Raw genomic sequence first — 25,558 nt, 5'->3', positions numbered from 1 at the left:
TTTATGCGTAGCTATTCGTAAATATATAATCAATTTATACCTAGAAAGGTATATTAATACCAGAGATCACAATAATCTCTGGTATTGATTAATAATTTATTGAATAGTATTAACTAGCAATCTCTTGAGCGTATGAATAAAGTGCTTGTAGCTGTTTTAATTTTTCCTCATTATCGGCGTGTTCTTCTGCTAATAACTGAATGGTATTAATATATTCGGTTAGTTTTTCTGGTGTTAACATCTCTTTTCTATGCGCCAACCAACGTTGTTGTTCGTCATAATTAAGCGTTGAAGGATAATTTCTGGCACGATAACGGAAAAACAGAGGTTCCATTCTTGCATCTTCAAACGTTAAATTTAAAGCGGGTAAGTTCTGTGGCTGTGTTGAGCGAATAATCTCCATCGCACTACGATCGTTTTCACTGAAAAAACCATTATAAATTTGTGAATCAACATTATTAGAAACAACAAAAGGCGTTTGTTGCGCAAATATTTCCACTACTTTATTGCGTATTTCAGGATGCGAAAACAAGATTGTTTGGTTTTTTAAGCAAGTATCAACATCTAAACCAATCCTATCTGCATCTTGCTGTCTTAATGTATTTTGCGGTGCCACAATGGGACATTTATTAATATGCAGTAATTTAATTGGAACAGGTGGTTCATCAATTGATAATTCACTACGTGGTGTATATAAACGTTCACGCAATTGGTCTGCATCGAGTGTTAATAAAGGGGATATATCTGCGGCTAAGTCGCAAACAATAACCGCATTGCGATTATCAGGATGCCACGCTAATGGTGCAACAAGACTTAAATTAGAACGTGCGGCACCAAACATACCTGAAACATGCACAATGGGTGTCATTGCCGGAATATCAATGAGTGCCTGAACTTTGCGTTTATCGCGTAAATTAAAGAAATAATCAAACATACGCGGTTGTGCTTGTTTTAATTTTTTTTGCCATCGCAATGGTGGCGTAAACATCAGACATTGCATCGTGCGCATTCTCATGAGAAATACCATTGGCTTTGGTTAATAACTCTAAACGGAAGCTTGGAAAACCGTCTTCATTTTCAGGCCAAACAATACCTTCTGGGCGCAGTGCATAACAGGCACGTAAAACATCAAGTAAATCCCAACGTGAATTACCTTTTTGCCAGCTATAAGCATAAGGATCATAAAAATTACGATAAAGGATATTACGAGTCACTTCATCATCAAATCGGAGATTGTTATAACCCATAATACAGCTATTCGGCTGGCTAAAAGCTTGATGAATTTGACGAGTAAATTCAGCTTCAATCACTCCATTTTTTGCCGCAATTTGTGGTGTTATTCCTGTGATCATGACAGCTTCTGGGTGAGGTAAATAATCATCATTAGGTTTGCAATAAATCACAAGAGGATCTTCAATGATGTTGAAATCCATGTCTGTTCTTACACCTGCAAACTGAGCGGGACGATCTAGCGCTGGGTGAGTACCAAAGGTTTCGTAGTCATGGATGTAAAATGTGGGCGTTTTCGCTGAATTAGACAAGGTTTCCTACCGTAAATGTATTGATGATTTTTTAAATCATTATTCAATGAGTTGTATTGGGCTTAATGAAGACCATGGTAAACCATAATGTAGTAAACGTGAAATACCAGATTAAAATGCGTTAATATAAGGTATTGCGGTGAGGATAAGTAGGAGCGTACCACCGCTAATATTGATCACTTTTTTTCATAGTAACAATATTGATTTTTTTTTGATGATAATAAAATAAAAACAACAACAAGTCATCAGCCAGAGACTCATCATTAAGATATGAATAGAAGATAAAACAAGATAATGACCTAGTGTTGGTGTCGCACCTGCATAACTGGAAACAACCACAAGATATAATATAATTGCTTTAGGATTAAGCACATTAGCAATATAAGCTGTTTTGATAGAGGCTTTTTGATGAATAATTGTGGTGTTTTTAGCGGCTTTTAATCCTGAATGTATTAGTGAAATTCCAAGATAAATTAAATATAAGTTACCAAAAATGGTTAATACCATAAAAGCAGAAGGGGATGAAACTAATAATTTGGTTATTCCCAATCCGACCAAAATTCCGTGAGTAATAATGCCTAATGCGGTGCCTATAATCGTGGTCAATAACCCTTTTATGCCATAGGTTAAGGTGCTATCTAAAGCAATTGTAAAGCTTGCACCTGGAGAGATAATTATAGGTAGCAACGTAATAATAAAACCAAGTATATCCATCGTATTATCTTAACCAGTGGTCCTTATATTCTTCACTTAGTCGAAAAATTGCATACCAGAATAAGGATGTTGACGACAAGTTTCTAAGCGACTTTTTAAATCACCCACATGGACTTCAAGTTTATGATGATCAGGATCGTAAAAATAGAATGAATCACCTTCACTTTTATTTTCTTTCCATGCAGTAATACCATGGGATAAAAGGTGCTGTTTAAAGGTTTCAAAATTATTTGCAGATAAGCTGAAAGCATAGTGGGTGTAATCACTGTCTTCAGTAATATGGCGTTTATCGTGAGATAAACATAACCATAAGGAGCCCAGTTGTAGATAAGCACCGTTATCCCATAAAGCAAGAGGTTTAAAACCTAATATTTCAGTATAAAAGGCAAAGCTCTTGGTCACATTATTGACAGTGAGTGTTAGATGGTTTAAATCAGTTAACATAGTTTTAAGCGAGTTATAGAGGATATCGCTATTTTATCAAAGGAAATTAAAGAAAAGGAATTATATGGTATCTGTTTGTGCGTTTTACTGTTAGTCCTCGCAATAAAAAATAAGTAGATCCAGTACACACAACTCAAATTGTTAACGTTAACTTATGTGCTTTATATCACATTAAAGCGATATAATTGTTTGTGAAGTTAAAAGTTAACGTTAACATTTAAGGGTGAAATGATTTTATAAGGCGCTCAACCAATGAACAAAGACTCAAAAAAATACTATGCGATCTTAAGTGCGCTATTATTTTTCTTCTTTTTTACCTGGTCTTCATCCTTCTCGTTAGTTTCTATTTGGCTAAATCAGTATGTAGGATTAAAAGCGACTGATACTGGATTAATATTCTCTGCAATTTCTCTGATTGCGTTATGTGCTCAACCTTTATATGGTTTTATTCAAGATAAATTAGGGTTAAGAAAAAATTTATTATTAGTGATTGCAGTTTTACTGATTCTTTCTGGTCCTTTTTTTCTGGGTTTCGCATCAATATTACGTTGGAATATTTTTGTTGGCTCCATTCTTGGAGGCTTATATGTTGGTATGACATTTAATGCGGGGATTGGTGTATTAGAATCCTATACAGAGCGTGTTAGTCGTATTCGTGGTTTTGAATACGGTAGGGCGAGAATGTGGGGATCATTAGGTTGGGCATCTGCAACATTTATTGCCGGACACAATATAAATATCGATCCTAATTATAATTTTGTAATGGCTTCTATTTCTGGTGTTGTGTTTTTAATTCTTTTAGCACTGTTAAAAACAGGTAAATCAGACGCATTTAATCAATTAGAGCATGGAAAAACATCCGCTATTACCATAAAAGATGCACTGAATTTACTTTCATTGCCTCGTTTTTGGGCGCTTATTTTGTTTGTTATTGGCACCTGTGTTTATGGGGTTTATGACCAACAATTTCCCGTCTTTTTCTCATCGCAATTTGCGACCTTGCAACAAGGTAATGAGATGTACGGATATCTGAATTCATTGCAGGTATTTTTAGAAGCGGGTGGTATGTTTATCGCGCCTTTCCTTGTAAATAGAATTGGTGCTAAAAATGGGTTATTACTGGCAAGCAGTGTTATGGCTGCACGTATTATAGGTTCTGGGCTAGTTGAAGGACCCATTTTGATCTCTTGTATGAAATTATTACATGCTGTTGAATTACCCATTTTATTGATTTCAATTTTTAAATATAACAGCCAACACTTTGATAAACGTTTATCTTCAACGCTCTATTTAGTCGGTTTTCAATGTGTGAGCTCTATTGTCGCTACATTATTATCTCCATTAGCTGGCTATGGTTATGATCATTATGGTTTTGCACCAACCTATATGGTGATGGGATGTATTGTGATAGGCACAACGCTTCTCTCAGCGGTGTTATTACGTTCAGATGCGAAAGCGTTATTGCCAATTGATGATTTACAACACGAAGATCAAAATAAAGCACAACCTATTTAATTGCTGATTAATTTATCTTTTGTCATGTTGATTTGGGCTACCCGTAGAAATGTGTAGCCCTTTTCTTATTATTAATGAAGTGAACATTTACGGCTTAAAGAATGTTAACTATATTTATTAATGCATATCATCCTAATTAATTGTTAATTAAGTGAAATCAATTAAATTTGTAAACTTCGCTTGTTTATTGACACGATTAAGCGATAATCTTAAACAGAACTATTTATCTTAAATATCAATTGTAAAGGTGTAGGAAATGGATAACGCAAACAAGCCGTCTTTCCAAAACGTACTGGAGTTTGTGCGTATGTATCGTCGTAAAAACAAAATCCGTCGTGAGATCACTGACAATGAGAAAAAGATCCGTGATAACCAAAAACGTGTTCTTTTGTTAGACAACTTAAGTGAATACATTAAACCGGGTATGTCGATTGAAGATGTACTAGGCATTATTGCTAATATGCGTAGTGACTATGACGATCGTGTTGACGATTACATTATTAAAAATGCTGACCTCTCTAAAGAGCGCCGTGAATTATCTAAGCAGTTAAAAGCGATGGGTGAAATTAAAAATCTCCCTGATCTAAAAGATTAATTGCTTGACTAAGAATAAGAAATGAAAGGCCTCTGAATTGAATATTCAGGGGCTTTTTTATTTTATTGTTGGCTGAATAAGCACTAAGTTAATTGACTCGTCATTATCAAAAAAAAAGAACCCACTCAAAGGTGGGTTCTCAATTTAGAAGTATTATTAGGATACTTTTAATAACAGTTTGTTATCAGTTTTGACTTTCAGCTTTCGTCATCTCTGATGAAGCGTGATTAGTAGAACAATGTCCACCTGCACCTGTGCGGCCTTTCTTATCAAAAGCTGGACGTGCTTCCCACGCTTTGATTTCAATTGCCACAGGCGACTCATCAGCAGCTGGCGCTTTTGTCATTGGTGAGCTTGCATGTAGTTGGCGTGCAGCTACAACAGGCGCTTGACGAATAACAAGCGCAGTTGGCTTGCTCTCTGTTACTGTTTCAACTTCCACGGCAGGGCTTACGCTTTCTTCTTGCTGATTTTCAGTAACCGCTTCAGTAACAGAGTCAGTCACAGTTTCAACAGCAACTTCTTTGTGTGGTTCAACAGGTTCTTCAGTTGTTATTACTGCTTCAACAGGTTGAGGCGCTGATACCTCACGCTCTACAAGTGCAACAGTATCTTGTTCAACTTCTTCTGGTGCGGTATTAGTTTCAGTTTGTTGTGAAGTTTCATGCAAATAAGCTTCAGTGGTATTGAGTACCGCTGAAATATTCTCTTTACGAGTAACGTGCTCTTCTGTATTTACCTCATTAATTACATCACTGATAACGTTGTTTTCTACGACGTTATTAGTTTCAGCTGCGACTTCTTGTGGCTCTACGGCAATAATTTCAGCGACAGCCTCAGTGGTTGATTCAGTGCTAACGGTGACAGAATAAGTTGATTCAGTAGAACTTTCCTGTGCAATATCAGCAACAATAGCTTCTGAAACCGCAGGCGCGATGGCTACCATTTGTGGATCTTTATGAGTAATAATGTGGTTTTCAACAGACGCGTTACTGTTGTTTTCAACACTATTTTCAATAAATGGTGCATCACTTACTGGTGTGATTGGGTAGCGAATGAAGACTTTACCTGAAGCAAGTTCAGGAGAAGCAACCGCCATTGTCAGAGGCATTGGTGATACTGTTAAAGTCCGCTCATCACGATAGCGACGACGACGTTGGCCACTTACACGTAAATGACGAGGTGAACGGCGAGAACGACGTGGCATAACATTATCTTGCCCGTTATTATCTTCGTTTTTATTGTCATCTTGTGGTTTAGCTGCATCAGGTAAGGCTTTTACAGTTTGTTCTTCATTTGCTTCAATTTTTGCAGTAGCGACGGCTTTAGGTGCGGATTTTTCAGTTGGCGCAACTTTGGTTTGTGATGTTGAAACTGGTGGCTCAGAAACCGCTTTTTCAGTCACCGCTGGTACAACGGCTAATGCATTATCATTGTCAGTCACACGCACAGATTGTGTTAGCTGACGACGATTACGGCGTTGCATAGCAGGGCGACGAGGCTCTTCTTTCTTCTCATCAGCACTATTTTTTGCAACGGTGTCATTTTCAGCAAGCGCAGCTTGTGCTTTAGCGGCTTCTTGTTGTTGACGTTTTTCTTCTTGGCGACGACGCTGTTCAGCACGTTGTTCACGACGCTGTTGGCGACGAGCTTCGCGTTCCGCAATCTCTTGTTCACTACTCACTTCAGTCGTTGGCGTTGATTGTGATTTTTGATTACGATGTTTGCGATTGTCTTCGTTATTTGCGTTATCACGATTACGATCGTTATCACGGTCGCGGCGATTATTGGTGTTACGTCGATTATTGTTATTGCGACGTTCACGACGATTGTCGTTATTCTCTTTTTTATTTTCTTGTGGTTTTTCTTGAGTTACCACTGGCGCAGGTTCACTGCTAAATAAGTTAGAGAAGAATTTTGCGATAGAGGCAAAGAAACCTGCACTTTGAGCTGGTTCTGATTTAACAGGTTTAGCTTGAGGCTGAGGTGCTTTTTTATTACTTTTCGTTGCTTCTGTTGTCTCTTCTTCTTGCAATCCAAAGGCTGAAATAGCAGGTTGTTCAGGCGCTTTACGCTCTGTAACAACATCGTCCTCTGCTTCATTTAACTGACTTTCATGGAATTGCGCCAAGTTGTAGCTCAGAGAGGTAATTTCTTCGCCTTTGCGTACACGAATAACAGAGAAATGTGGTGTTTGCATTTGGTCATTAGGCACAATAACCACTTTGACATTAGATTGACGTAGTTCAATGTCTGTAACAGCTTTACGTTTCTCATTAAGCAAATAAGAGGCGATTTGAACAGGTACAATCGCATGAACTTCATGTGTATTTTCTTTAAGTGCTTCTTCTTCGATAAGACGTAACACAGAAAGTGACAGTGATTCGTTATCACGAATCGTGCCGGTGCCTAAACAACGCGGGCAAACGTGATGGCTAGATTCGCCTAATGAAGGACTTAAACGTTGACGAGACATCTCTAATAAACCAAAGCGAGAGATGCGTCCAATTTGAATGCGGGCACGATCTTGGCGAACCGCTTCGCGCATTCTGTTTTCAACTTCACGCTGATGGCGCACGGGTGTCATGTCAATAAAGTCGATAACAATTAAACCACCCAAGTCGCGTAAACGTAATTGGCGTGCAATTTCGTCAGCGGCTTCTAAGTTAGTATTAAATGCCGTTTCTTCGATATCACCGCCACGGGTTGAGCGTGAAGAGTTGATATCAATCGCTGTTAATGCTTCAGTTGTATCAATAACTAAAGCGCCACCAGAAGGAAGACGAACTTCACGCTGAAATGCAGATTCAATTTGTGATTCAATCTGGTAATGGCTAAATAAAGGTACTGCACCTGTGTAATGGCGAATTTTACTCGCAAAATCGCCACGGCCAATCGCTTCAATATGGCTACGCGCCATTTCAACGACTTTTGCGTTATCAATTAAAATTTCGCCAATATCAGGGCGTAAGTAGTCGCGGAATGCGCGAACAATGACATTACTTTCCTGATGGATTAAGAATGGGGCAGGGCGATTCTCAGCGGCTTTCTTAATTGCATCCCAGTGTCTTAGGCGATAGCTTAAATCTTGTTGTAGCGCTTCGGCAGATTTACCAACACCTGCTGTACGTACAATGAGACCCATACCATCTGGGATTTCAAGGCTTGATAAGGCTTCTTTGAGTTCAGTACGGTCTTCACCTTCAATACGACGAGAAATACCGCCTGCCCGAGGATTATTTGGCATTAATACCAAATAACTTCCAGCAAGACTGATAAAAGTGGTTAATGCCGCACCTTTATTACCACGCTCTTCTTTATCAACTTGAACAATAACTTCTTGGCCTTCTTTTAAGACATCTTTGATGTTAGGACGACCATGGGAGTGATAGTTACTAGGAAAGTATTCGCGGGCTATTTCTTTTATAGGAAGGAAACCGTGGCGTTCCGCACCATAATCAACAAAAGCGGCTTCTAAGCTGGGTTCAATTCTCGTAATTTTACCTTTATAGATATTCGCTTTTTTCTGTTCATGACCGGGGCTTTCGATATCCAGATCGTATAAACGTTGCCCATCAACAAGGGCAACGCGCAACTCTTCCTGCTGAGTTGCGTTAATTAACATTCTTTTCATATTGTGACTTACTCGTTATTTTCACGTTTTATAATGTGCCACTAACATACGTAATTACACTATTGATAACCGATGACCTCGTGTCTTTTACAAATGCGTCAACCTCACGGTTGTCGATTGTATAGAGGTGCAATATGTCGGTGAGTCTGATTTTTAGTTCAAAAATTCAGCACTCTTTAATTGAACACGATGTTTCAACTCAATAAGCGATGTATTTATGGCATACTAAATTGTTTGATTTTCGACTATGTCTTACGCCATTGCTGCATTTTGAAAATCAAACAAACAAAATTTTCATAAATATACCTGATAAACTTAATCAGGAGAGTCTGCATTATTCCATTGGTGTTAGGGTTATAGCAAGATGACTTTTCTGCTTTGGTGACTTTTTTCTGTATAAATATGAGAGATTAGCTAATGTTTCGTCTTTTTTCCCATTATTCAGGTTAAAATAGACGACAGATTTGATGTTATTTTGTACACCACAAAGTTGTTTGTTATTTTTATTTTAAGAGAGCCAAAGAATCGCCACTATGAAATCATTTAATCAAGTTCAGTTCGTCACCATTGATGGCGATGAAGCAGGCCAGCGTATCGATAATTTTTTACTGGCACGCTTAAAAGGTGTACCAAAAAGTATGATTTACCGAATTATCCGTAAAGGGGAAGTTCGAGTTAACAAAGGGCGAATTAAACCTGAATACAAACTCAATGCGGGTGACAGTATCCGTATTCCTCCTGTGCGAGTATCGGAAAAAGAAGAAATCGCTGTATCACCAAAACTTGATAAAGTTTCAGCGTTGGCAAATTGTATTTTATATGAAGATGACCACTTAATGCTCATCAATAAACCTTCTGGTACAGCAGTACATGGGGGAAGTGGATTAAGTTTTGGTGTAATTGAAGGTTTACGTGCTCTGCGTCCAGAAGCCCGTTTTTTAGAGCTTGTACATCGTCTTGATAGGGATACATCAGGTGTTTTGTTAATAGCAAAAAAACGTTCAGCATTGCGTGCTTTGCATGAACAATTACGCTTAAAGCAGATGCAAAAAGATTATTTAGCTTTAGTTCGTGGTCAGTGGCAATCTCACACTAAAGTTGTTCAGGCACCCTTATTGAAAAATATTCTCCAAAGTGGTGAGCGTGTGGTTAAAGTGAGCAATGAAGGAAAACCTTCAGAAACACGTTTTAAGATTGAAGAACGTTTTGAATTTGCCACACTTGTAAAAGCAAGTCCTGTGACAGGAAGAACACACCAAATTCGTGTGCATACATTACATGCTGGTCATCCTATTGCCTTTGATGATCGTTATGGTGATCGTGATTTTGATTCGCAATTGGTAGGAACAAAGCTTAACCGCTTATTTTTACATGCAAGTTCTTTAACATTTACTCATCCTTCAACGGGCGAGCAAATGCGCATTGAAGCGCCAATGGATAATCAGTTACGCCATTGTTTGCAAGTATTACGTAGCCAAAAATCTTAAGTTTAACGTTTTTGCCTCGACAGAAAACCTGAATACCCAATGCGCCCAGTTAGCTGGGCGTATTGTTTTTCTTAAAACACGAAAAAGCGAATAGCAAATTGGGCTAACCTTCCACTTTTGTCATGCATTGTTCAACGACTTTATCAATATTCCACTCTTTAGGCAGTGATTTTGAACCATTTTTGCGCATTTCCATATCTACACGGATAAATTCTGTAATTCCGTAATTTTTAATAATACCGTCGTAAGTACATTCACATACTTCGGCAATTTGAGGGATGAGCGCATCATCAGTAATACCCGAACCTAATATGCAGCTACTGACAAAATTCTTTTTGAATAAGGATGTGCTGTCATCTTTTTTGTCTGAAATGACACTATCTTGGATAGTAATTACCGTGTTAGTGTTTTTTTGTTGTCGAAATTTCAGTGTCTTTTTCATCAGAACAACCCACTAATGCTGTTGCCACCACTAAAGCTGTTAAGACTGATGCTAATTTATTCATAATACGCTTTATCGCTACATAAGATTAAAAATAAGATGACCAGATTTATTTTTGATCATCAGAGAAAAATAATGGGTTTATTCTTTGCGAGAGTAACATTTTATTCAATCGGATAAGTGGTAAACCAATTAAAGAATTTGGATCGTCGCCGACAAGTTTTATCAAATAGAGTAATACCTAGTCCTTCTGATTTAAAACTTCCCGCGCAGTTGAAAGGCATTTCTTTATTTAAATAACTGATAATTTCTTCATCAGTTAAGTGGCGAAAATAAACTTGAAATAATTCACAATGCGTTTGATGCTCTAAAGTTAGGCTATTATATACAGTTAATCCGGTGTAGAAAGATATGCATTGCCCAGAAGCTTGTTTTAATTGTGCAAAGGCATTATCAAAATTATGAGGCTTTCCTGTGATCTTTTTATTCAGTACACAAACTTGATCAGAGCCAATAATGAGGTGATGCGGAAATTTTGCTTGTAAAGCGCTGGCTTTTTCATAGGATAAACGACTGACAAGATCTTGAGCGCATTCTGTGGGTATCGGGGTTTCGTCAATCTCTGGAGATGCCTGTATAAAGGGCATTCCAAGCTTTTTTAGCAACTGAGCTCGAAAGGGTGAAGTAGACGCAAGAACGAGTGGCAACATATTTTTTTTAAAATCCGTAGCAAAATGATGCCTGACATTCTAAACTATGCGCCGCTGATAAAGCGAATTTTGGTGGAAAGGTGTAGATAACCCGCCTTTTTCTTTGACTATATTCCATTACAAAGATAATATGCGCGCCTTATGCAAAAGGTAAAATTACCCCTGACCATTGATGCGCTGCGAGCAGCTCAAAAGAATTTAGACTATGACGGTCATTATTCTCCAGAGCAAGTAAGCCGCTTAGCTGAATCGGTGGTCAGTGTGGACAGTAATATTGATGTGGTTTTATCATTTGATATTGACCATCAGCGTCTTGCCGTGATTAAAGGACATTCCGATGTGGATGTGACTTTAGAGTGTCAACGTTGTGGTGGCCATTTTCCGTATCATGTTCACGCAACATATTGTTTTAGCCCTGTTGTCAGTGATGAACGGGCCGAGGCATTACCGGAAGAATATGAACCAGTCGATGTAAACGAATTTGGTGAAATAGATTTACTGGCGATGATTGAAGATGAAATAATCCTCAACTTGCCGGTAGTTCCGGTACATGATTTTGAACACTGTGAAGTGTCCGACGCGGATATGGTATTTGGTGAACTCCCTGAAGAATTATCAGAGAAGCCAAATCCATTTGCCGTATTAGCCAGTTTAAAGAAAAGTACTAAGGAGTAAGGTCAATGGCCGTACAACAAAACAAACCAACTCGTTCTAAACGTGGTATGCGTCGCTCTCATGACGCGCTGACAGTAACTCAGGTTTCTGTTGACAAAACTTCTGGTGAAACTCACCTGCGTCACCATGTAACTGCTGACGGTTACTACCGTGGCCGCAAGGTTATCAACAAGTAATTAGCTTTATAGCTCGTTGATACCTTGACAAATCTAACCATAGCGTTAGATGCGATGGGCGGGGACTTCGGTCCTCGCATCACAGTGCCTGCTTGTTTGCGGGCGCTGGCATCTAATCCTCATTTAAAAATATTGCTGGTAGGTCAACCAGACTCTATCTCTCCTCTGCTTGCAAATCAAAATGCTGAGCTAATCTCCCGTTTACAAGTTATACCCGCAGAACATATTGTCGCCAATGATGCCAAACCTTCACAAGCTATTAGAGCGAGTAGAGGCACATCAATGCGAGTGGCACTTGATCTTGTGAAAACAGGAGAAGCACAGGCTTGTGTAAGTGCAGGAAATACTGGCGTGTTGATGGGATTAGCAAAACTTCGACTCAATGCGATTGATGGAATTGAACGTCCTGCACTGGTTTCGATATTACCTAATCAGAAGAAAGGTAAGACGGTTGTTCTGGATTTAGGCGCTAACGTTAATTGTGATAGCAAAATGCTGGTACAGTTTGCGGTAATGGGCGCAGTAATGGCCGAAGAGATAGCAGAGATCGATTCACCGAAAGTGGCGCTTTTAAATATAGGTGAAGAAGAAAGTAAAGGGTTAGATAATATTCGCGAAGCTGCTACGGTATTAAAATCAACACCGAATATTAATTACATTGGTTATGTTGAAGGTAATGAGTTATTGACAGGCAAAACTGATGTATTGGTGTGTGACGGCTTCGCAGGTAATGTCTCCCTTAAAACAATGGAAGGCGTTATCCGAGTTTTCCTTTCATTGATTAAATCTTCTACTACCGAAAATAAAAAAACGTCGTGGTGGATGAAATTATTAAAGAAATGGTTACAAAAACGGCTAATTAAGCGTTTTGGACATATGAACCCCGACCAGTATAACGGTGCTTCTCTGTTAGGATTACGCGGTATCGTCATTAAAAGCCATGGTGGCGCAAATGAAAGCGCGTTTACAGCAGCAATAGAACAGGCTGTTCATGCCGTTGAGCGAAAAATTCCAGAGCGAATTGCTTCACGACTGACAACAGTATTACCCAAGAGCGATTGATAGAATGTATACAAAAATCTTAGGTACTGGTAGTTACTTGCCTGTACAAGTGCGTACTAATGCCGATTTAGAAAAAATGGTTGAGACATCTGACGAGTGGATTGTTACCAGAACGGGTATTCATGAACGTCGAATTGCGACAGAAGACGAAACGGTCGCCGTGATGGGGGCGGGTGCTGGCGAAAAAGCATTAGAAATGTCAGGTATTGATAAACAAGACATTGGGTTGATCATTGTTGCAACGACATCTGGTTCACATGCATTTCCAAGCGCGGCTTGCCAAATTCAAAATGCATTAGGGATTAATGACTGTATTGCTTTTGATGTTGCAGCTGCATGTTCAGGTTTTGTTTATGCATTAAGTATTGCGGATCAATTTATTAAAGCGGGCTCTGTTAAAAAAGCGCTGGTTATTGGTGCTGACAGATTATCTCACGCGTTAGATCCCGAAGATCGTGGCACGATTATCCTATTTGGTGATGCAGCTGGTGCTGTGGTTGTGGGTGCATCAGAAGAAGAAGGCATTATCTCTACCCATTTACATTCTGATGGACGTTTTGGTGAACTATTAGCATTACCTTATCAGAGTAGAGAAAATGACGATTTACCTGCTTACGTGACGATGGCAGGAAATGAAGTTTTTAAAGTCGCAGTTCGTGAACTTGCCCACATTGTGGATGAGACACTTGAAGCTAACAAAATTGATAAATCTGAACTGGACTGGCTTGTGCCTCATCAGGCAAATTTAAGAATTATTTCAGCGACAGCGAAAAAGCTGGATATGACAATGGATAAAGTAGTGGTGACATTAGATCGCCACGGCAATACGTCAGCAGCATCAGTCCCAACAGCATTAGATGAAGCTGTAAGAGATAATCGCATTCAACGTGGTCAGTTAATCTTACTGGAAGCGTTTGGTGGCGGTTTTACTTGGGGTTCTGCACTTATCCGTTTTTAATATTATCAGGAAAATAAACATGACTGATTTTGCAATGGTTTTTCCCGGACAGGGATCACAAGCTGTTGGAATGCTTGCAGAACTTGCAGAGCAATATCCAATCGTGACTGAAACATTTGCTCAAGCATCTGATGTATTGGGTTATTCTCTTTGGGATTTAGTTCAAAATGGGCCTGAAGAAGAGCTAAACAAAACATGGAAAACACAGCCAGCATTATTAGCCGCTTCTGTTGCTATCTGGCGTGTGTGGCAAGAAAAACAAGGCAAAATGCCACAAATGATGGCAGGTCACAGTCTTGGCGAATATTCTGCTTTAGTGTGTGCAGGCGTCATTGATTTTTCTGCTGCAATTAAACTGGTAGAACTACGTGGTCAACTGATGCAGGAAGCAGTGCCTGCGGGGACGGGGGCAATGTATGCGATTATCGGTTTAGATAATGATGCTATTGCAAAAGCTTGCGAAGAAGCTGCGCAAGGACAAGTGGTTTCTCCTGTAAACTTTAATTCACCAGGTCAAGTTGTTATTGCGGGTAACAAAGAAGCCGTAGAGCGCGCGGGTGTGTTATGTAAAGAAGCGGGCGCTAAACGTGCATTACCATTAGCGGTAAGTGTGCCTTCCCACTGTGCTTTAATGAAACCTGCCGCTGATAAGCTTGCGGTTGCGTTACAAGAAATCGAATTTAAACAACCTGAAATTCAGGTTGTTAATAACGTTGATGTGATAGCCCAAACGGATGCAAATGCAATCCGTGATGCGCTAATTCGCCAGCTTTATAATCCAGTTCGCTGGACTGAAACGGTTGAACTTATTGCTGAAAAAGGTATCACACAACTATTAGAAATCGGACCAGGAAAAGTATTAACTGGCTTAACAAAACGTATTTCTAAAGAAATGAACGCTGCAGCAGTTAATGATATTGCATCATTAGATGCTGCATTAGGAAATGACTGAGGGATCTCATGGGATTTGACGGAAAAGTAGCGCTAGTTACTGGTGCAAGCCGTGGTATTGGCCGTGCGATTGCAGAAGATTTAGTTGCACGCGGTGCGACAGTAATTGGTACAGCAACGAGTGAAAACGGTGCGCAAGCTATCAGCGAATATTTAGGTGATAAGGGTAAGGGTTTTGTGTTAAACGTCACAGAAAACGACTCTATCGAAAAATTTTTAGCGGATGTGCGTGCTGAATTTGGCGAAATTGATATTTTGGTCAATAATGCAGGTATTACTCGTGATAACCTGTTGATGCGCATGAAAGATGATGAGTGGCAAGATATCATCGACACTAATCTTTCATCAGTCTTCCGTCTGTCTAAAGCAGTTATGCGTGCTATGATGAAAAAACGTTATGGTCGTATAATTACTATTGGTTCTGTTGTTGGAACCATGGGTAACGCAGGACAGGCAAACTACGCGGCGGCAAAAGCGGGTGTGATTGGTTTTAGTAAATCATTAGCACGTGAAGTTGCTTCCCGTGGCATTACGGTGAATGTTGTTGCTCCAGGCTTTATCGAAACTGATATGACTAGAGCATTAACAGAAGACCAAAGAGCAGGTATTTTATCTCAAGTCCCTGCTAACCGTTTAGGTGATGCCAAAGAGATTGCCAGTGCTGTAGCTTTCTTGGCTTCTGATGAAGCAAGCTATATCACGGGTGAAACATTGCATGTCAATGGTGGCATGTACATGATCTAATTATGGGGACGTCTTTATATTTGCTTTTTGCGTACAATATAATGCAAAATATAGCGAATAAAGTAGTCCACACAGTCGGGATTGGTTAGATCTTTTCCTGTATTTATAAACTAAGAAAATCATCGCGCAAGCGAGTTTTGATAGGAAATTTAATAGTATGAGCACTATCGACGAACGCGTTAAGAAAATCATTGTTGAACAACTGGGTGTTAAAGAGGAAGAAGTTGTAAATTCAGCTTCATTTGTTGATGACTTAGGCGCTGATTCTCTTGACACAGTTGAGCTGGTAATGGCTCTGGAAGAAGAATTCGATATCGAAATCCCAGACGAAGAAGCAGAAAAAATTACTACAGTTCAAGCTGCTATTGATTACGTTGAAAACGCAGGTAAATAAGCTTGCTAATCTAGGCGGTCACTCGACCGCCTATATTTTTAATCCTAAACTTTTTCCCTCCTTGGAGGATAAGCGTGTCTAAGCGTCGTGTAGTTGTGACCGGACTAGGCATGTTATCTCCTGTCGGTAATAACGCAGAAGCTTCTTGGGAAGCTGTGTGTGCCGGACAGAGTGGTATCGGCCTTATCGAAGATTTTGACACCAGTCATCATGCGACTAAATTCGCTGGATTGGTAAAAGATTTCAATCATGAAGATTATAATCTTTCGCGTAAAGACGCGCGTAAGATGGATCTTTTCATTCAATATGGTATTGCAGCTGGTGTGCAGGCCATTGCGGATTCAGGTCTTGAAGTAACAGAAGCCAATGCAAGTCGTATTGGAGCTGCTATTGGTTCTGGTATTGGTGGCTTAGGCCTTATCGAAGAAAACCATACATCGATGATGAATGGTGGCCCTCGTAAAATTAGCCCATTCTTTGTACCTTCAACCATCATTAACATGGTTGCAGGGCATTTAAGCATTATGTATGGTCTTCGTGGCCCTACAATCTCTATCGCAACAGCGTGTACTTCAGGTGTTCATAATATTGGACATGCTGCACGTATTATCGCTTATGGTGATGCAGATGCAATGCTGGCAGGCGGTGCCGAAAAAGCAACCACACCATTAGGTTTAGGGGGCTTTGGTGCTGTACGTGCATTATCAACACGTAACGATAACCCTCAAGCAGCTAGCCGCCCATGGGATAAAGATCGTGACGGTTTTGTATTAGGTGATGGTGCGGGTGTTCTTGTTCTCGAAGAGTATGAACACGCTAAAAACCGCGGCGCTAAAATTTATGCTGAAGTGGTTGGTTTTGGTATGAGCAGCGATGCTTATCACATGACTTCACCAGCAGAAAATGGCGAAGGTGGTGCGCTGGCAATGACAAATGCACTGAAAGATGCGGGTATTGCCTCATCAGAAGTGGGTTATATCAACGCACACGGTACATCAACAAATGCTGGCGACGTTGCTGAAGCACAAGCAGTAGAAAACGTATTTGGCAAAGGCACTAATGTGTTAGTTAGCTCAACAAAATCGATGACAGGTCACTTATTAGGTGCTGCGGGTGCTATTGAGTCTATCTTTACTATCCTTTCATTGCGTGATCAAATTGTACCACCAACAATTAACCTAGATAATCAAGACGAAAATTGTCATCTTGATTTTGTTCCACATAAAGCTCGTAAAGTTGAGAACATGGAATATGCGCTATGTAACTCATTTGGCTTTGGTGGTACTAACGGTTCAATTCTCTTTAAACGCGTATAAGCCGTTTTTTGTAGAAAGTTGAAATAATATTTAAAGGCCCAGGATTATTCTGGGTCTTTTATTTTGTCCTTTTACTGCCAGTTGCTTTATCATGTGCAGGTTGATATCAATAACATAGATGTAAGGTGTGTTAGATGTATTGGGTAAATGGACAACAGCAGCAAAATGTAGATGCCAGTGATCGCGCGATACAGTTTGGCGATGGCTGTTTCACAACACTTGCTGTTAAGCAGGGTGATCCCATTTTGTTATCTGCACATATAAATCGCTTAAAACAAGGCTGTAATACGCTCTTTTTACCTCATCCTAATTGGTCTGAACTAAAAAAGCAGGTTATAGATATCGCCTCTCTGGCGCAAACACCCAGTGTTATTAAAATTATTATTAGTCGTGGTTATGGTGGGCGAGGATATTCTTCCCATGGATTTATAGCACCGACGGTAATCATGTCGTTGTCATCTTATCCTACTCATTATCTTCAACAGCAAAGTGACGGTATATCGCTAGGGATAAGTCCTGTTACCTTAGGGCAAAACCCTTTGTTGGCTGGGATCAAACATCTCAATCGTTTAGAACAAGTTCTTATCAAATACCATTTAGAAAAAACAGAATTTGATGATGTTTTAGTGTGTGATAATGACGGATATTTAGTTGAAGCTAATGCGGCGAATATTTTTTGGCGCAAAGGAAATCGGCTTTTTACGCCCAATCTGACTAATTCAGGAGTCAATGGCATTATGCGTCAATCTATTTTTCAATTCGCTCAAAAAAAACATTGGGAAGTCGATATTGTGAGAGAAAAACCTGAAACACTTTATCAGGCTGATGAAATATGGTTAACAAATGCGTTGATGCCAGTGATCCCCGTTTCACAAATCACTTTTTCAGATGATAAGTGCTATCTCTATCCTAATAGGGATTATTATCATGTTGTTTTACAACACAGTTCGTCACTTAAATAGAATGTAATGAGTTATAAATGAAGATAAAAAAAATAGTATGGATAGTTTTTTTTGCCTTATTGATTAGCCTTGGTGCAGTGGCATTGTATATGGTGCAACATATTCGGGGCTTAGAAGAAAATATTGTTGTAAAACAAGATGAAATGTTACTGACTGTGCCAGCAGGAACTGGGCGTGTTGCCATGGAGCAACTATTAATAAAAAATAATCTGCTGAATGAAGGGGATTATTTTCAGATTTTATTAAAAGTCAAACCAGAATTAAGCCAATTTAAAGCAGGCACTTACCGTTTAACAAAAGGGATGACATTGCGTGATGTTTTACTGCTTATCAAGAGCGGTAAAGAGGCGCAGTTTTCTATCCGTTTTATTGAAGGCAGTCGTTTAAAGGATTGGCAATCTATTTTTGAGCAAGCACCTCAACTTGTGGCTGTCGCACACACGATGGATAGCGATAAGCTACGTCAAGAAATAGGAATAAAACCTGAAATTACTAATTTAGAAGGTTGGTTTGCACCTGATACTTACCATTACACGGCGGGCACGACCGACGTTGCAATTTTAAAACGTGCCTACCAGCAAATGGAAAAAACATTAGAAGAAGAGTGGATTAAACGCGATAGTGATTTACCGTATAAATCGGCTTATGAAATGCTTATCATGGCATCAATCATTGAAAAAGAAACAGGTATTGATGCTGAAAGAACCAAGGTTGCATCTGTTTTTGTTAATCGATTAAAAACGAATATGCGATTACAAACTGATCCAACGGTTATCTATGGTTTAGGTGATAAATATAGAGGTACGATTTATCGTAGTGATTTAAATGGCTACACACCGTATAACACGTATCAAATTGATGGCTTACCGCCAACACCAATAGCAATGCCAGGTGTCGCTTCAATTAGAGCTGCTGCACATCCAGCGGATACACGTTATCTCTATTTTGTTGCGGATGGAACGGGTGGTCATAAATTTTCAACTACACTCAATGAACATAATAAAGCCGTCGCACAATATCGACGCTTACAACAAAGATAATTATGAACAACAGTAAATTTATTGTAATTGAAGGACTTGAAGGCGCTGGAAAAACCAGCGCGATCCAAACGGTTATCGATACACTTAAAGATAAAGGTATCACCAACCTAGCATTTACTCGTGAACCGGGTGGTACCCCCCTTGCAGAGAAATTACGGGAGCTTATCAAGCAAGGTATTGAAGGCGAAAAAGTCACGGATAAAGCTGAACTGTTGATGTTATATGCAGCGCGTGTTCAGCTTATAGAAAGCGTGATAAAGCCTGCGCTTGCGGAAGGTAAATGGGTTATTGGAGATAGACATGATCTCTCATCACAAGCTTATCAAGGAGGCGGGCGCGGCTTAGATAAAGATCTGATGTTGTCACTTCGCAATACGGTGCTTGGTGATTTTCGCCCTGATTTAACCTTATATCTTGATTTAGATCCGGCTATTGGTCTTGCTAGAGCGCGTGCACGCGGTGAGTTAGACCGAATTGAGAAAGAATCTATGGATTTCTTTTATCGCACTCGTGAACGTTATCAAGCATTGGCGAAAGATGATGAGACCATTATCACGATAGATGCCTCCCAATCGATTGAAAAAGTACAAGCAGATATCCGTCAAACATTAACAGCGTGGCTCGTTCAGCAGGAAAATAAATCACTATGAATTGGTATCCTTGGCTAAATCAGGCATATCGACAACTTATTAGCATGTATCAAGAAGGGCGAGGTCATCATGCTTTGCTTTTACATGCGATACAAGGCATGGGAGGAGAAGCGCTCTCTTATGGATTAAGTCGTTGGTTAATGTGCCAGAATAAACAGGGATTAAAAAGTTGTAATGAATGTCATAGCTGTCGTTTGATGCTCGCTGAAACACACCCTGATTGGCATATTTTGCAGAGTGAAAAGGGTAAGTCCTCAATAGGTATTGAAGCAGTAAGAAAAGTCACTGAAAAGCTGGAGCATCATGCTCAACAAAGTGGTTTTAGAGTGGTTTGGATAAAAGACGTTGAAGCATTAACAGAAGCAGCAGCAAATGCATTGCTCAAAACGTTAGAAGAGCCACCTAAAAACACTTACTTTTTACTGAATTGCCAGCAACCGGAAGTGTTATTAGCAACATTGCGTAGTCGTTGTTTTTATTACCATTTAGCAACGCCAGATCTTCAACACGCAACGCACTGGTTACAGCAACAATTACCAAACATTCCTTATGCAAATAGTGTGACGGCATTAAATTTATCTCAGAACGCACCCGTTCTAGCGCTTTCATTATTGAAGGATGAGTGGAAAGAAAGAGACGCTTTTTGCCAAGCCTTATATGCAAGCATACAAAAACGTGATTTATATGCATTTTTGCCACAATTAAATCAAGATAATGCTGAACGTCGCTTGTATTGGTTATTATCACTGCTGCTTGATGCCTTAAAATACCAAACCAATGCACAAGTGTATTGTGTGAACCAAGATCAGCAAGCATTGATTATGGCGTTATCACAATGGTCTTCGGGTACTTTGTTATCCATTATTGATGGTTGGAAACAGTGTCGTTATCAGTTAATGACTATTCCTGCATTAAATAGAGAGTTATTACTAGTAGAACAGCTGCTAGATTGGGGAAAATCAGCTAGATACAAAAAATTAATTAGCTATATATTAATAATGATTTAGTTGTAATAAAAAACACTTATAAGTTGTACCAGATAAATGAGAGTAAGTTATGTTTTTAGTTGATTCACACTGCCATCTTGACTGCTTAGATTATGAAAAATTGCATGAAAATATTGATGATGTTGTTAAAAAAGCACAGCAGCGTGATGTTCAATATATGTTAGCGGTGGCAACAACTTTACCAGGTTTTAAGAGTATGCGTGAGCTAATCGGTAAACGTGACAATATCGCCTTTTCATGTGGGATCCACCCTTTAAATTTAGATGAAGGTCATGATATTGAAGCATTAGCACGTTTAGCTGCCGCACCTGATGTTGTTGCTTTAGGTGAAACAGGATTAGATTATTATTACCAACAAGAAAATGCTGCGCTACAACGTGAAATTTTCCGTGAGCATATTCGTATTGGACGCCAAGTTAATAAACCCGTTATTGTGCATACACGCAGTGCTCGCGAAGATACGTTATCCATTTTAAAAGAAGAGAAAGTTCAAGATTGTGGTGGTGTTCTGCATTGCTTTACTGAAGATAAAGAGACTGCAACAGCATTACTTGATCTTGGTATGTATATCTCTTTTTCCGGTATCGTGACATTTAGAAATGCGGAACAAATTAGAGAAGCTGCTCGTATTGTTCCTCTTGATAGAATTTTAGTTGAAACCGATTCCCCTTATTTAGCGCCAGTTCCTCATCGTGGAAAAGAAAATCAACCTGCTTATGTCCGAGATGTTGCAGAGTATATGGCTGTCTTAAAAGGGGTGAGTGTTGAAGAGTTAGCGCAACAAACAACACGCAATTTTGCTAAACTCTTTCATATTCAAAACTTACCTGCTTAATAGAATTAATCAGGGATTAAAATAAATAATAAGGTGATGGAAATGGCAGAAGAAACAATTTTCAGTAAAATTATTCGTGGTGAAATTCCAGCCAATATCGTTTTTCAAGATGATACAGTGACTGCATTTCGTGATATTTCACCTCAAGCACCCACTCATATTTTAATTATTCCTAATAAACTTATTCCTACGGTAAATGATGTTACTGCGGAAGACGAGCAAGTATTAGGACACCTGTTTGTTGTTGCAGCAAAAATTGCACAACAAGAAGGTATTGCTGAAGATGGTTATCGCTTAGTCATAAATTGTAATAAACATGGTGGGCAAGAAGTTTTCCATATTCATATGCATTTACTTGGTGGAAAACCATTAGGGCCATTATTAAGCCAGTAATTGATGTGATGCTAACAGCAGGATAACAGGAAGTCATACATGATAAGACAAGCTAAGGCCGTTTATTCATTACTTATCGCTGTATTTATGACGACATTGCTTTCAGGATGTTTATCATCTCATTCAGATAATAAACTCTACTTCAATCGTCAACAGGCTATCATTATGGAGCCTTCAGTATTAGTGGTAGGCGTTGTTGCGGGTCAGCCAACTATTGAACACCACGCTAATGGTACAAAAGCGACAGTCATGTTATCAAATACACAATCTTATCCTGTTTCTATTCGCTATCGTTTTTATTGGTATAACGAACAAGGACTTGAAGTTTCCCCTGCTGGAAATGTAAATGATGTGACTATTCTTGGTGATGGTGATACCGAAATTAGTGGTGAGATACCAAATAAAACCATTAGTTATGTCAGAGTTTATCTCTTTACTTAGGATAAGGTAACACGAGCATGAAAAGAGTTATATTTGTGGCAATGTCTGTGTTTTTATTAGCAGGTTGTCCATCAATGTTGCCACAACAACCGCCTGCACCTGTTGAACCCGTTACACCTACAGAGCCAGTAGAGCCGCCTAAACCCATAGAGCCACCGATTGAAGTTGTGCCAACGCCACCTAAAATCACGAGTATTAATTGGAATGCCGCTGTCACACCGTTAATTAGAGAAATGGCGGTGACTGATGATTTAGAGGCAGGTAAGCTTATCGTTGTTGATAATGTTAAAAACAATTCAGGTGGGAATATCCAAGCAGTAAATGCAACAAATACTATCATTGAATCAGTTAATAGTATTAGTGCATTGCAAACGGTGCCTTATGCGCAAATGATGTCAGCGCGAAAAGCGCTCGGTTTATCTGGTGAAGATAGCCTAGGTCTTCGTAGCGCAGCAATTGGCCTCGCCCGTTATTTAAAAGCGGATTATATTTTATTCTCAACGGTTGATGGCAAAAAAGATAACCGTGTGATTAGTATGCAGTTAATGTCGGTTTCTTCTGGCGAGATCCTTTGGCATGGGCGCCATAAGGTTGAATGATCCGCATTACTCGAGTTTGCTTAATGCCTTGCAAGCACTTTTCCCTGCAACGGCATTAAGTCAATGGAAAATCACTGCATTAGAAGGATCTGGCGGTGGTGTTTTTCGTGTGCAGTGTGAACGTATTGACTGGGTCGCTCGCTATTATGGCGATGAAAAAAAATTGCTTTATGTACATGGAAAAAAAGAATACACCATTTTAAAACAGCTATCAGGCTCTCACTTATCACCTAAAGTTGCGACACGTTATAAAGCGTGGTTTTTTTCTTTATTGGTTACAGGGTGAACATTTTACCCACGAATCACTTTTTAGTACTTATTTAAAACCATTGGCTGAAAAAATAGCAATTCTCCATCAGCAGACACCGTTTGGCTTTCCTCTTAATTTAAAGCATGAGTTATTAATTTATTGGCAGGGTATTGATAGAAAACGCTTATCTGCTAAATGGTTACGCTTGCAACAATCTTTTTTTACGCCAACCGCAATGCAATCTCATAAAATACGCGCCTGCTCACATGGATTTGCATGTTGATAATATTCTTCTTAGTGATTCCGGTATAAAATTTATTGATTGGGAATATGCGGCCGATATTGATACGGCGGATTCGTTGATGACATTCTTTGCAACAAATCAACTCAATGAATCGCAGCAAAACACGTTTTTGGATTATTATTATTCGTATCATTGTCATTATGCTCAACCCAAAGAGACGGATGTTCATTCTATGAGCGAGTTGAGAGAGCGTATTTTTTCAAGAGAACCATTCATTTTTTATATGATGCTAATGTGGTATGAAGTCCGTTGGCAACAAACAAAAGATGGATCATTTTTAATAATGTCTGAACCTTTACGTCGCTATTTCAGTCTGACGAATTAAAGACATTATCTTGTCACAATTACAAAGAGAGGAATGTTATGGGTCCAGTAATGCTTGATGTTGAAGGATATGAACTCGATAGTGAAGAGCGTGAAATTTTAAAGCATCCTCTTGTCGGTGGATTAATCCTTTTTACCCGCAACTTCCACGATGCTGAACAATTAAATGAATTAGTTCGTCAAATTCGTGATGCATCTCATGAGCGTCTTGTGATTGCAGTAGATCAAGAAGGGGGACGAGTACAGCGCTTCCGTGATGGTTTTACGCGTATACCTGCGGCCCAATCTTATGCGGCATTAAATGAAAGTTATCAAGCGAGTCATTTAGCACAAGAAGCGGGATGGTTAATGGCATCAGAAATGATTGCCATGGACATTGATATCAGTTTTGCACCTGTGCTCGACTTAGGTCATAACTGTATTGCCATAGGTGAGCGTTCTTTCCATGATTCACCTGAAATTGCAATGACAATGGCAGAGAGCTTTATTAAAGGTATGCGCTCAGCGGGTATGAAATCAACAGGTAAACACTTCCCTGGGCATGGTGCTGTAAGGGCTGATTCGCATAAAGAAACACCTCGGGATGATCGCTCTTTAAATGACATTAGACAACGTGATATGTCTATTTTTAAAGATTTTATTCAACGCCAGTTATTAGATGCGATTATGCCTGCTCATGTTATTTATTCTCAGGTTGATGAACGTCCTGCAAGTGGCTCATCGTACTGGTTGAAATCTATTTTACGTGAACAGTTAGGCTTCCAAGGTGTTATCTTCTCTGATGATTTATCAATGGAAGGTGCTGCCATTATGGGGAGTTACGCGGAAAGAGCACAACGTTCACTAGATGCTGGTTGTGATATGCTTTTAGTGTGTAATAACCGAAAAGGGGCGGTGAGTGTGTTAGATAACCTGTCCTCCGTCAAAGCAGAACGCATTTCCACATTGTACCATCACCGAGGTCGTTACACATTGAGTGAGCTACAAACCTCTGATCGTTGGAAAAAAGCGAATCAGTTGCTGACTCAATTACAGGAGCAATGGCAGGAGCGAGCATGATTATATATTTACATGGTTTTGATTCCACGAGTCCTGGAAATCATGAGAAAATTTTACAGCTACAGTTTATTGATCCTGATGTCCGATTTTTAAGTTACAGTACGTTGCATCCTCGTCATGACATGCAGCATTTACTGAAAGAAACGGATAAAGTGATTAAATCCACAAAAGAGCCTGTATTAATTTGCGGTGTAGGATTAGGTGGATATTGGGCAGAGCGTATTGGTTTCTTATGTAATCCTCGTCATGACATGCAGCATTTACTGAAAGAAACGGATAAAGTGATTAAATCCACAAAAGAGCCTGTATTAATTTGCGGTGTAGGATTAGGTGGAT

Annotated in this window: 27 protein-coding genes and 2 pseudogenes; 23 read left to right on the top strand and 6 right to left on the bottom strand. The window is 39.4% G+C overall.

Annotated elements, in window-relative coordinates:
- Nucleotides 1-109 precede the first annotated feature (109 nt).
- The 3 genes and pseudogenes from sbcB to BHE89_RS03900 form a co-directional block, all read right to left on the bottom strand.
- Nucleotides 110-1,541, bottom strand: a pseudogene (gene sbcB, locus BHE89_RS03910) (exodeoxyribonuclease I).
- Between the two features lie 186 nt (nucleotides 1,542-1,727).
- Nucleotides 1,728-2,255, bottom strand: a complete 528-nt coding sequence (locus BHE89_RS03905; RefSeq protein ID WP_128860310.1) for a LysE family translocator — start codon at nucleotides 2,253-2,255, stop codon at nucleotides 1,728-1,730.
- A 36-nt stretch (nucleotides 2,256-2,291) separates the two neighbouring features.
- Nucleotides 2,292-2,699, bottom strand: a complete 408-nt coding sequence (locus BHE89_RS03900; protein WP_069368106.1) for a VOC family protein — start codon at nucleotides 2,697-2,699, stop codon at nucleotides 2,292-2,294.
- 252 nt (nucleotides 2,700-2,951) lie between these two features.
- Here BHE89_RS03900 and BHE89_RS03895 point away from each other — a divergent pair, with 252 nt between their 5' ends.
- Together BHE89_RS03895 and tmaR are read left to right on the top strand one after the other, a co-directional pair.
- Complete coding sequence (locus BHE89_RS03895; protein WP_069368107.1) at nucleotides 2,952-4,214, top strand: MFS transporter; 1,263 nt, start codon at nucleotides 2,952-2,954, stop codon at nucleotides 4,212-4,214.
- A 256-nt stretch (nucleotides 4,215-4,470) separates the two neighbouring features.
- Nucleotides 4,471-4,809: a PTS system regulator TmaR gene (gene tmaR, locus BHE89_RS03890; protein ID WP_036937771.1), complete on the top strand. Its 339-nt coding sequence runs from the start codon at nucleotides 4,471-4,473 to the stop codon at nucleotides 4,807-4,809.
- Between the two features lie 184 nt (nucleotides 4,810-4,993).
- On the opposite strand, the gene rne is transcribed toward tmaR, so the two are convergent.
- Complete coding sequence (rne, locus tag BHE89_RS03885) at nucleotides 4,994-8,443, bottom strand: ribonuclease E (protein ID WP_069368108.1); 3,450 nt, start codon at nucleotides 8,441-8,443, stop codon at nucleotides 4,994-4,996.
- A gap of 533 nt (nucleotides 8,444-8,976) precedes the next feature.
- Here rne and rluC point away from each other — a divergent pair.
- Nucleotides 8,977-9,930 (top strand): 23S rRNA pseudouridine(955/2504/2580) synthase RluC, encoded by a 954-nt coding sequence (gene rluC / locus BHE89_RS03880; RefSeq protein ID WP_069368109.1) that lies wholly within the window; start codon nucleotides 8,977-8,979, stop codon nucleotides 9,928-9,930.
- A 103-nt stretch (nucleotides 9,931-10,033) separates the two neighbouring features.
- Here the strand turns inward: rluC and BHE89_RS03875 are convergent, their stop codons facing one another.
- Entirely contained in the window at nucleotides 10,034-10,372 is a 339-nt protein-coding gene (locus BHE89_RS03875; RefSeq protein WP_286145869.1) for a hypothetical protein, read from the bottom strand.
- Between the two features lie 109 nt (nucleotides 10,373-10,481).
- Nucleotides 10,482-11,082, bottom strand: a pseudogene (locus BHE89_RS03870) (Maf family protein).
- Between the two features lie 141 nt (nucleotides 11,083-11,223).
- On the opposite strand from BHE89_RS03870, the gene yceD reads away from it, so the two are divergent.
- The 20 genes from yceD to BHE89_RS03775 all read left to right on the top strand — a co-directional run.
- A complete protein-coding gene (gene yceD, locus BHE89_RS03865) occupies nucleotides 11,224-11,757 on the top strand; it encodes a 23S rRNA accumulation protein YceD (protein ID WP_069368112.1) in 534 nt (177 codons plus the stop codon).
- A 5-nt stretch (nucleotides 11,758-11,762) separates the two neighbouring features.
- Nucleotides 11,763-11,933, top strand: coding sequence for a 50S ribosomal protein L32 (rpmF, locus tag BHE89_RS03860; protein ID WP_006537252.1), 171 nt, complete (start codon nucleotides 11,763-11,765; stop codon nucleotides 11,931-11,933).
- A 24-nt stretch (nucleotides 11,934-11,957) separates the two neighbouring features.
- The gene (gene plsX, locus BHE89_RS03855; RefSeq protein ID WP_074454081.1) at nucleotides 11,958-12,995 is read left to right on the top strand and encodes a phosphate acyltransferase PlsX; all 1,038 of its coding nucleotides are present in this window, start codon (nucleotides 11,958-11,960) and stop codon (nucleotides 12,993-12,995) included.
- Nucleotides 12,996-12,999: 4 nt separating this feature from the next.
- Complete coding sequence (locus BHE89_RS03850) at nucleotides 13,000-13,953, top strand: beta-ketoacyl-ACP synthase III (RefSeq protein WP_069368114.1); 954 nt, start codon at nucleotides 13,000-13,002, stop codon at nucleotides 13,951-13,953.
- A gap of 19 nt (nucleotides 13,954-13,972) precedes the next feature.
- Nucleotides 13,973-14,905, top strand: coding sequence for an ACP S-malonyltransferase (fabD, locus tag BHE89_RS03845; protein WP_069368115.1), 933 nt, complete (start codon nucleotides 13,973-13,975; stop codon nucleotides 14,903-14,905).
- Between the two features lie 8 nt (nucleotides 14,906-14,913).
- A complete protein-coding gene (gene fabG, locus BHE89_RS03840; RefSeq protein WP_069368116.1) occupies nucleotides 14,914-15,648 on the top strand; it encodes a 3-oxoacyl-ACP reductase FabG in 735 nt (244 codons plus the stop codon).
- Between the two features lie 157 nt (nucleotides 15,649-15,805).
- Entirely contained in the window at nucleotides 15,806-16,042 is a 237-nt protein-coding gene (gene acpP, locus BHE89_RS03835) for an acyl carrier protein (RefSeq protein ID WP_004247087.1), read from the top strand.
- 74 nt (nucleotides 16,043-16,116) lie between these two features.
- Nucleotides 16,117-17,358, top strand: a complete 1,242-nt coding sequence (gene fabF, locus BHE89_RS03830) for a beta-ketoacyl-ACP synthase II (protein ID WP_069368117.1) — start codon at nucleotides 16,117-16,119, stop codon at nucleotides 17,356-17,358.
- 134 nt (nucleotides 17,359-17,492) lie between these two features.
- The gene (pabC, locus tag BHE89_RS03825) at nucleotides 17,493-18,320 is read left to right on the top strand and encodes an aminodeoxychorismate lyase (RefSeq protein WP_069368118.1); all 828 of its coding nucleotides are present in this window, start codon (nucleotides 17,493-17,495) and stop codon (nucleotides 18,318-18,320) included.
- Between the two features lie 17 nt (nucleotides 18,321-18,337).
- Nucleotides 18,338-19,360, top strand: coding sequence for an endolytic transglycosylase MltG (mltG, locus tag BHE89_RS03820; RefSeq protein WP_069368119.1), 1,023 nt, complete (start codon nucleotides 18,338-18,340; stop codon nucleotides 19,358-19,360).
- Nucleotides 19,361-19,362: 2 nt separating this feature from the next.
- On the top strand, nucleotides 19,363-20,010 hold the full coding sequence (gene tmk / locus BHE89_RS03815) for a dTMP kinase (RefSeq protein ID WP_069368120.1): 648 nt from the start codon (nucleotides 19,363-19,365) through the stop codon (nucleotides 20,008-20,010).
- Complete coding sequence (gene holB, locus BHE89_RS03810) at nucleotides 20,007-21,017, top strand: DNA polymerase III subunit delta' (protein ID WP_128860309.1); 1,011 nt, start codon at nucleotides 20,007-20,009, stop codon at nucleotides 21,015-21,017. The genes tmk and holB overlap by 4 nt, the downstream gene beginning before the upstream one ends.
- Nucleotides 21,018-21,066: 49 nt before the next feature.
- Complete coding sequence (locus BHE89_RS03805; protein WP_069368122.1) at nucleotides 21,067-21,852, top strand: metal-dependent hydrolase; 786 nt, start codon at nucleotides 21,067-21,069, stop codon at nucleotides 21,850-21,852.
- A 42-nt stretch (nucleotides 21,853-21,894) separates the two neighbouring features.
- Nucleotides 21,895-22,245, top strand: a complete 351-nt coding sequence (hinT, locus tag BHE89_RS03800; protein ID WP_069368123.1) for a purine nucleoside phosphoramidase — start codon at nucleotides 21,895-21,897, stop codon at nucleotides 22,243-22,245.
- A 39-nt stretch (nucleotides 22,246-22,284) separates the two neighbouring features.
- Nucleotides 22,285-22,686 (top strand): YcfL family protein, encoded by a 402-nt coding sequence (locus BHE89_RS03795; RefSeq protein ID WP_069368124.1) that lies wholly within the window; start codon nucleotides 22,285-22,287, stop codon nucleotides 22,684-22,686.
- 17 nt (nucleotides 22,687-22,703) lie between these two features.
- Nucleotides 22,704-23,285 (top strand): penicillin-binding protein activator LpoB, encoded by a 582-nt coding sequence (locus tag BHE89_RS03790; protein ID WP_069368125.1) that lies wholly within the window; start codon nucleotides 22,704-22,706, stop codon nucleotides 23,283-23,285.
- Nucleotides 23,278-23,571: a hypothetical protein gene (locus tag BHE89_RS24910; RefSeq protein ID WP_286145867.1), complete on the top strand. Its 294-nt coding sequence runs from the start codon at nucleotides 23,278-23,280 to the stop codon at nucleotides 23,569-23,571. Before BHE89_RS03790 ends, BHE89_RS24910 begins: the two co-directional genes overlap by 8 nt.
- A 134-nt stretch (nucleotides 23,572-23,705) precedes the next feature.
- Nucleotides 23,706-24,164, top strand: a complete 459-nt coding sequence (locus BHE89_RS24905) for a protein kinase family protein (protein WP_286145866.1) — start codon at nucleotides 23,706-23,708, stop codon at nucleotides 24,162-24,164.
- A 38-nt stretch (nucleotides 24,165-24,202) separates the two neighbouring features.
- The gene (nagZ, locus tag BHE89_RS03780) at nucleotides 24,203-25,222 is read left to right on the top strand and encodes a beta-N-acetylhexosaminidase (protein WP_036937719.1); all 1,020 of its coding nucleotides are present in this window, start codon (nucleotides 24,203-24,205) and stop codon (nucleotides 25,220-25,222) included.
- Nucleotides 25,219-25,558, top strand: a 340-nt coding sequence (locus BHE89_RS03775) for a YqiA/YcfP family alpha/beta fold hydrolase (protein WP_286145865.1), incomplete at its 3' end; no start/stop codon positions are given. The genes nagZ and BHE89_RS03775, both read left to right, overlap by 4 nt.

It is taken from the genome of Shigella sp. FC1967 (assembly GCF_001743005.1).
Classification (GTDB): Bacteria; Pseudomonadota; Gammaproteobacteria; order Enterobacterales; family Enterobacteriaceae; genus Proteus.
Note: the sequence above shows the minus strand (reverse complement) of the source record. Positions and strands in the feature narration are given on the sequence as shown.

Coding starts and splice junctions, on each gene's coding strand:
- yceD (WP_069368112.1), top strand. CDS start 11,224: ATGCAAAAGGTAAAATTACCCCTGACCATTGATGCGCTGCGAGCAGCT.
- rpmF (WP_006537252.1), top strand. CDS start 11,763: ATGGCCGTACAACAAAACAAACCAACTCGTTCTAAACGTGGTATGCGT.
- BHE89_RS03795 (WP_069368124.1), top strand. CDS start 22,285: ATGATAAGACAAGCTAAGGCCGTTTATTCATTACTTATCGCTGTATTT.
- BHE89_RS03850 (WP_069368114.1), top strand. CDS start 13,000: ATGTATACAAAAATCTTAGGTACTGGTAGTTACTTGCCTGTACAAGTG.
- fabG (WP_069368116.1), top strand. CDS start 14,914: ATGGGATTTGACGGAAAAGTAGCGCTAGTTACTGGTGCAAGCCGTGGT.
- rluC (WP_069368109.1), top strand. CDS start 8,977: ATGAAATCATTTAATCAAGTTCAGTTCGTCACCATTGATGGCGATGAA.
- rne (WP_069368108.1), bottom strand. CDS start 8,443: ATGAAAAGAATGTTAATTAACGCAACTCAGCAGGAAGAGTTGCGCGTT.
- mltG (WP_069368119.1), top strand. CDS start 18,338: ATGAAGATAAAAAAAATAGTATGGATAGTTTTTTTTGCCTTATTGATT.
- nagZ (WP_036937719.1), top strand. CDS start 24,203: ATGGGTCCAGTAATGCTTGATGTTGAAGGATATGAACTCGATAGTGAA.
- BHE89_RS03895 (WP_069368107.1), top strand. CDS start 2,952: ATGAACAAAGACTCAAAAAAATACTATGCGATCTTAAGTGCGCTATTA.
- BHE89_RS03790 (WP_069368125.1), top strand. CDS start 22,704: ATGAAAAGAGTTATATTTGTGGCAATGTCTGTGTTTTTATTAGCAGGT.
- pabC (WP_069368118.1), top strand. CDS start 17,493: ATGTATTGGGTAAATGGACAACAGCAGCAAAATGTAGATGCCAGTGAT.
- fabD (WP_069368115.1), top strand. CDS start 13,973: ATGACTGATTTTGCAATGGTTTTTCCCGGACAGGGATCACAAGCTGTT.
- hinT (WP_069368123.1), top strand. CDS start 21,895: ATGGCAGAAGAAACAATTTTCAGTAAAATTATTCGTGGTGAAATTCCA.
- tmk (WP_069368120.1), top strand. CDS start 19,363: ATGAACAACAGTAAATTTATTGTAATTGAAGGACTTGAAGGCGCTGGA.
- tmaR (WP_036937771.1), top strand. CDS start 4,471: ATGGATAACGCAAACAAGCCGTCTTTCCAAAACGTACTGGAGTTTGTG.
- BHE89_RS03875 (WP_286145869.1), bottom strand. CDS start 10,372: ATGAAAAAGACACTGAAATTTCGACAACAAAAAAACACTAACACGGTA.
- BHE89_RS03900 (WP_069368106.1), bottom strand. CDS start 2,699: ATGTTAACTGATTTAAACCATCTAACACTCACTGTCAATAATGTGACC.
- acpP (WP_004247087.1), top strand. CDS start 15,806: ATGAGCACTATCGACGAACGCGTTAAGAAAATCATTGTTGAACAACTG.
- BHE89_RS03805 (WP_069368122.1), top strand. CDS start 21,067: ATGTTTTTAGTTGATTCACACTGCCATCTTGACTGCTTAGATTATGAA.
- BHE89_RS03905 (WP_128860310.1), bottom strand. CDS start 2,255: ATGGATATACTTGGTTTTATTATTACGTTGCTACCTATAATTATCTCT.
- holB (WP_128860309.1), top strand. CDS start 20,007: ATGAATTGGTATCCTTGGCTAAATCAGGCATATCGACAACTTATTAGC.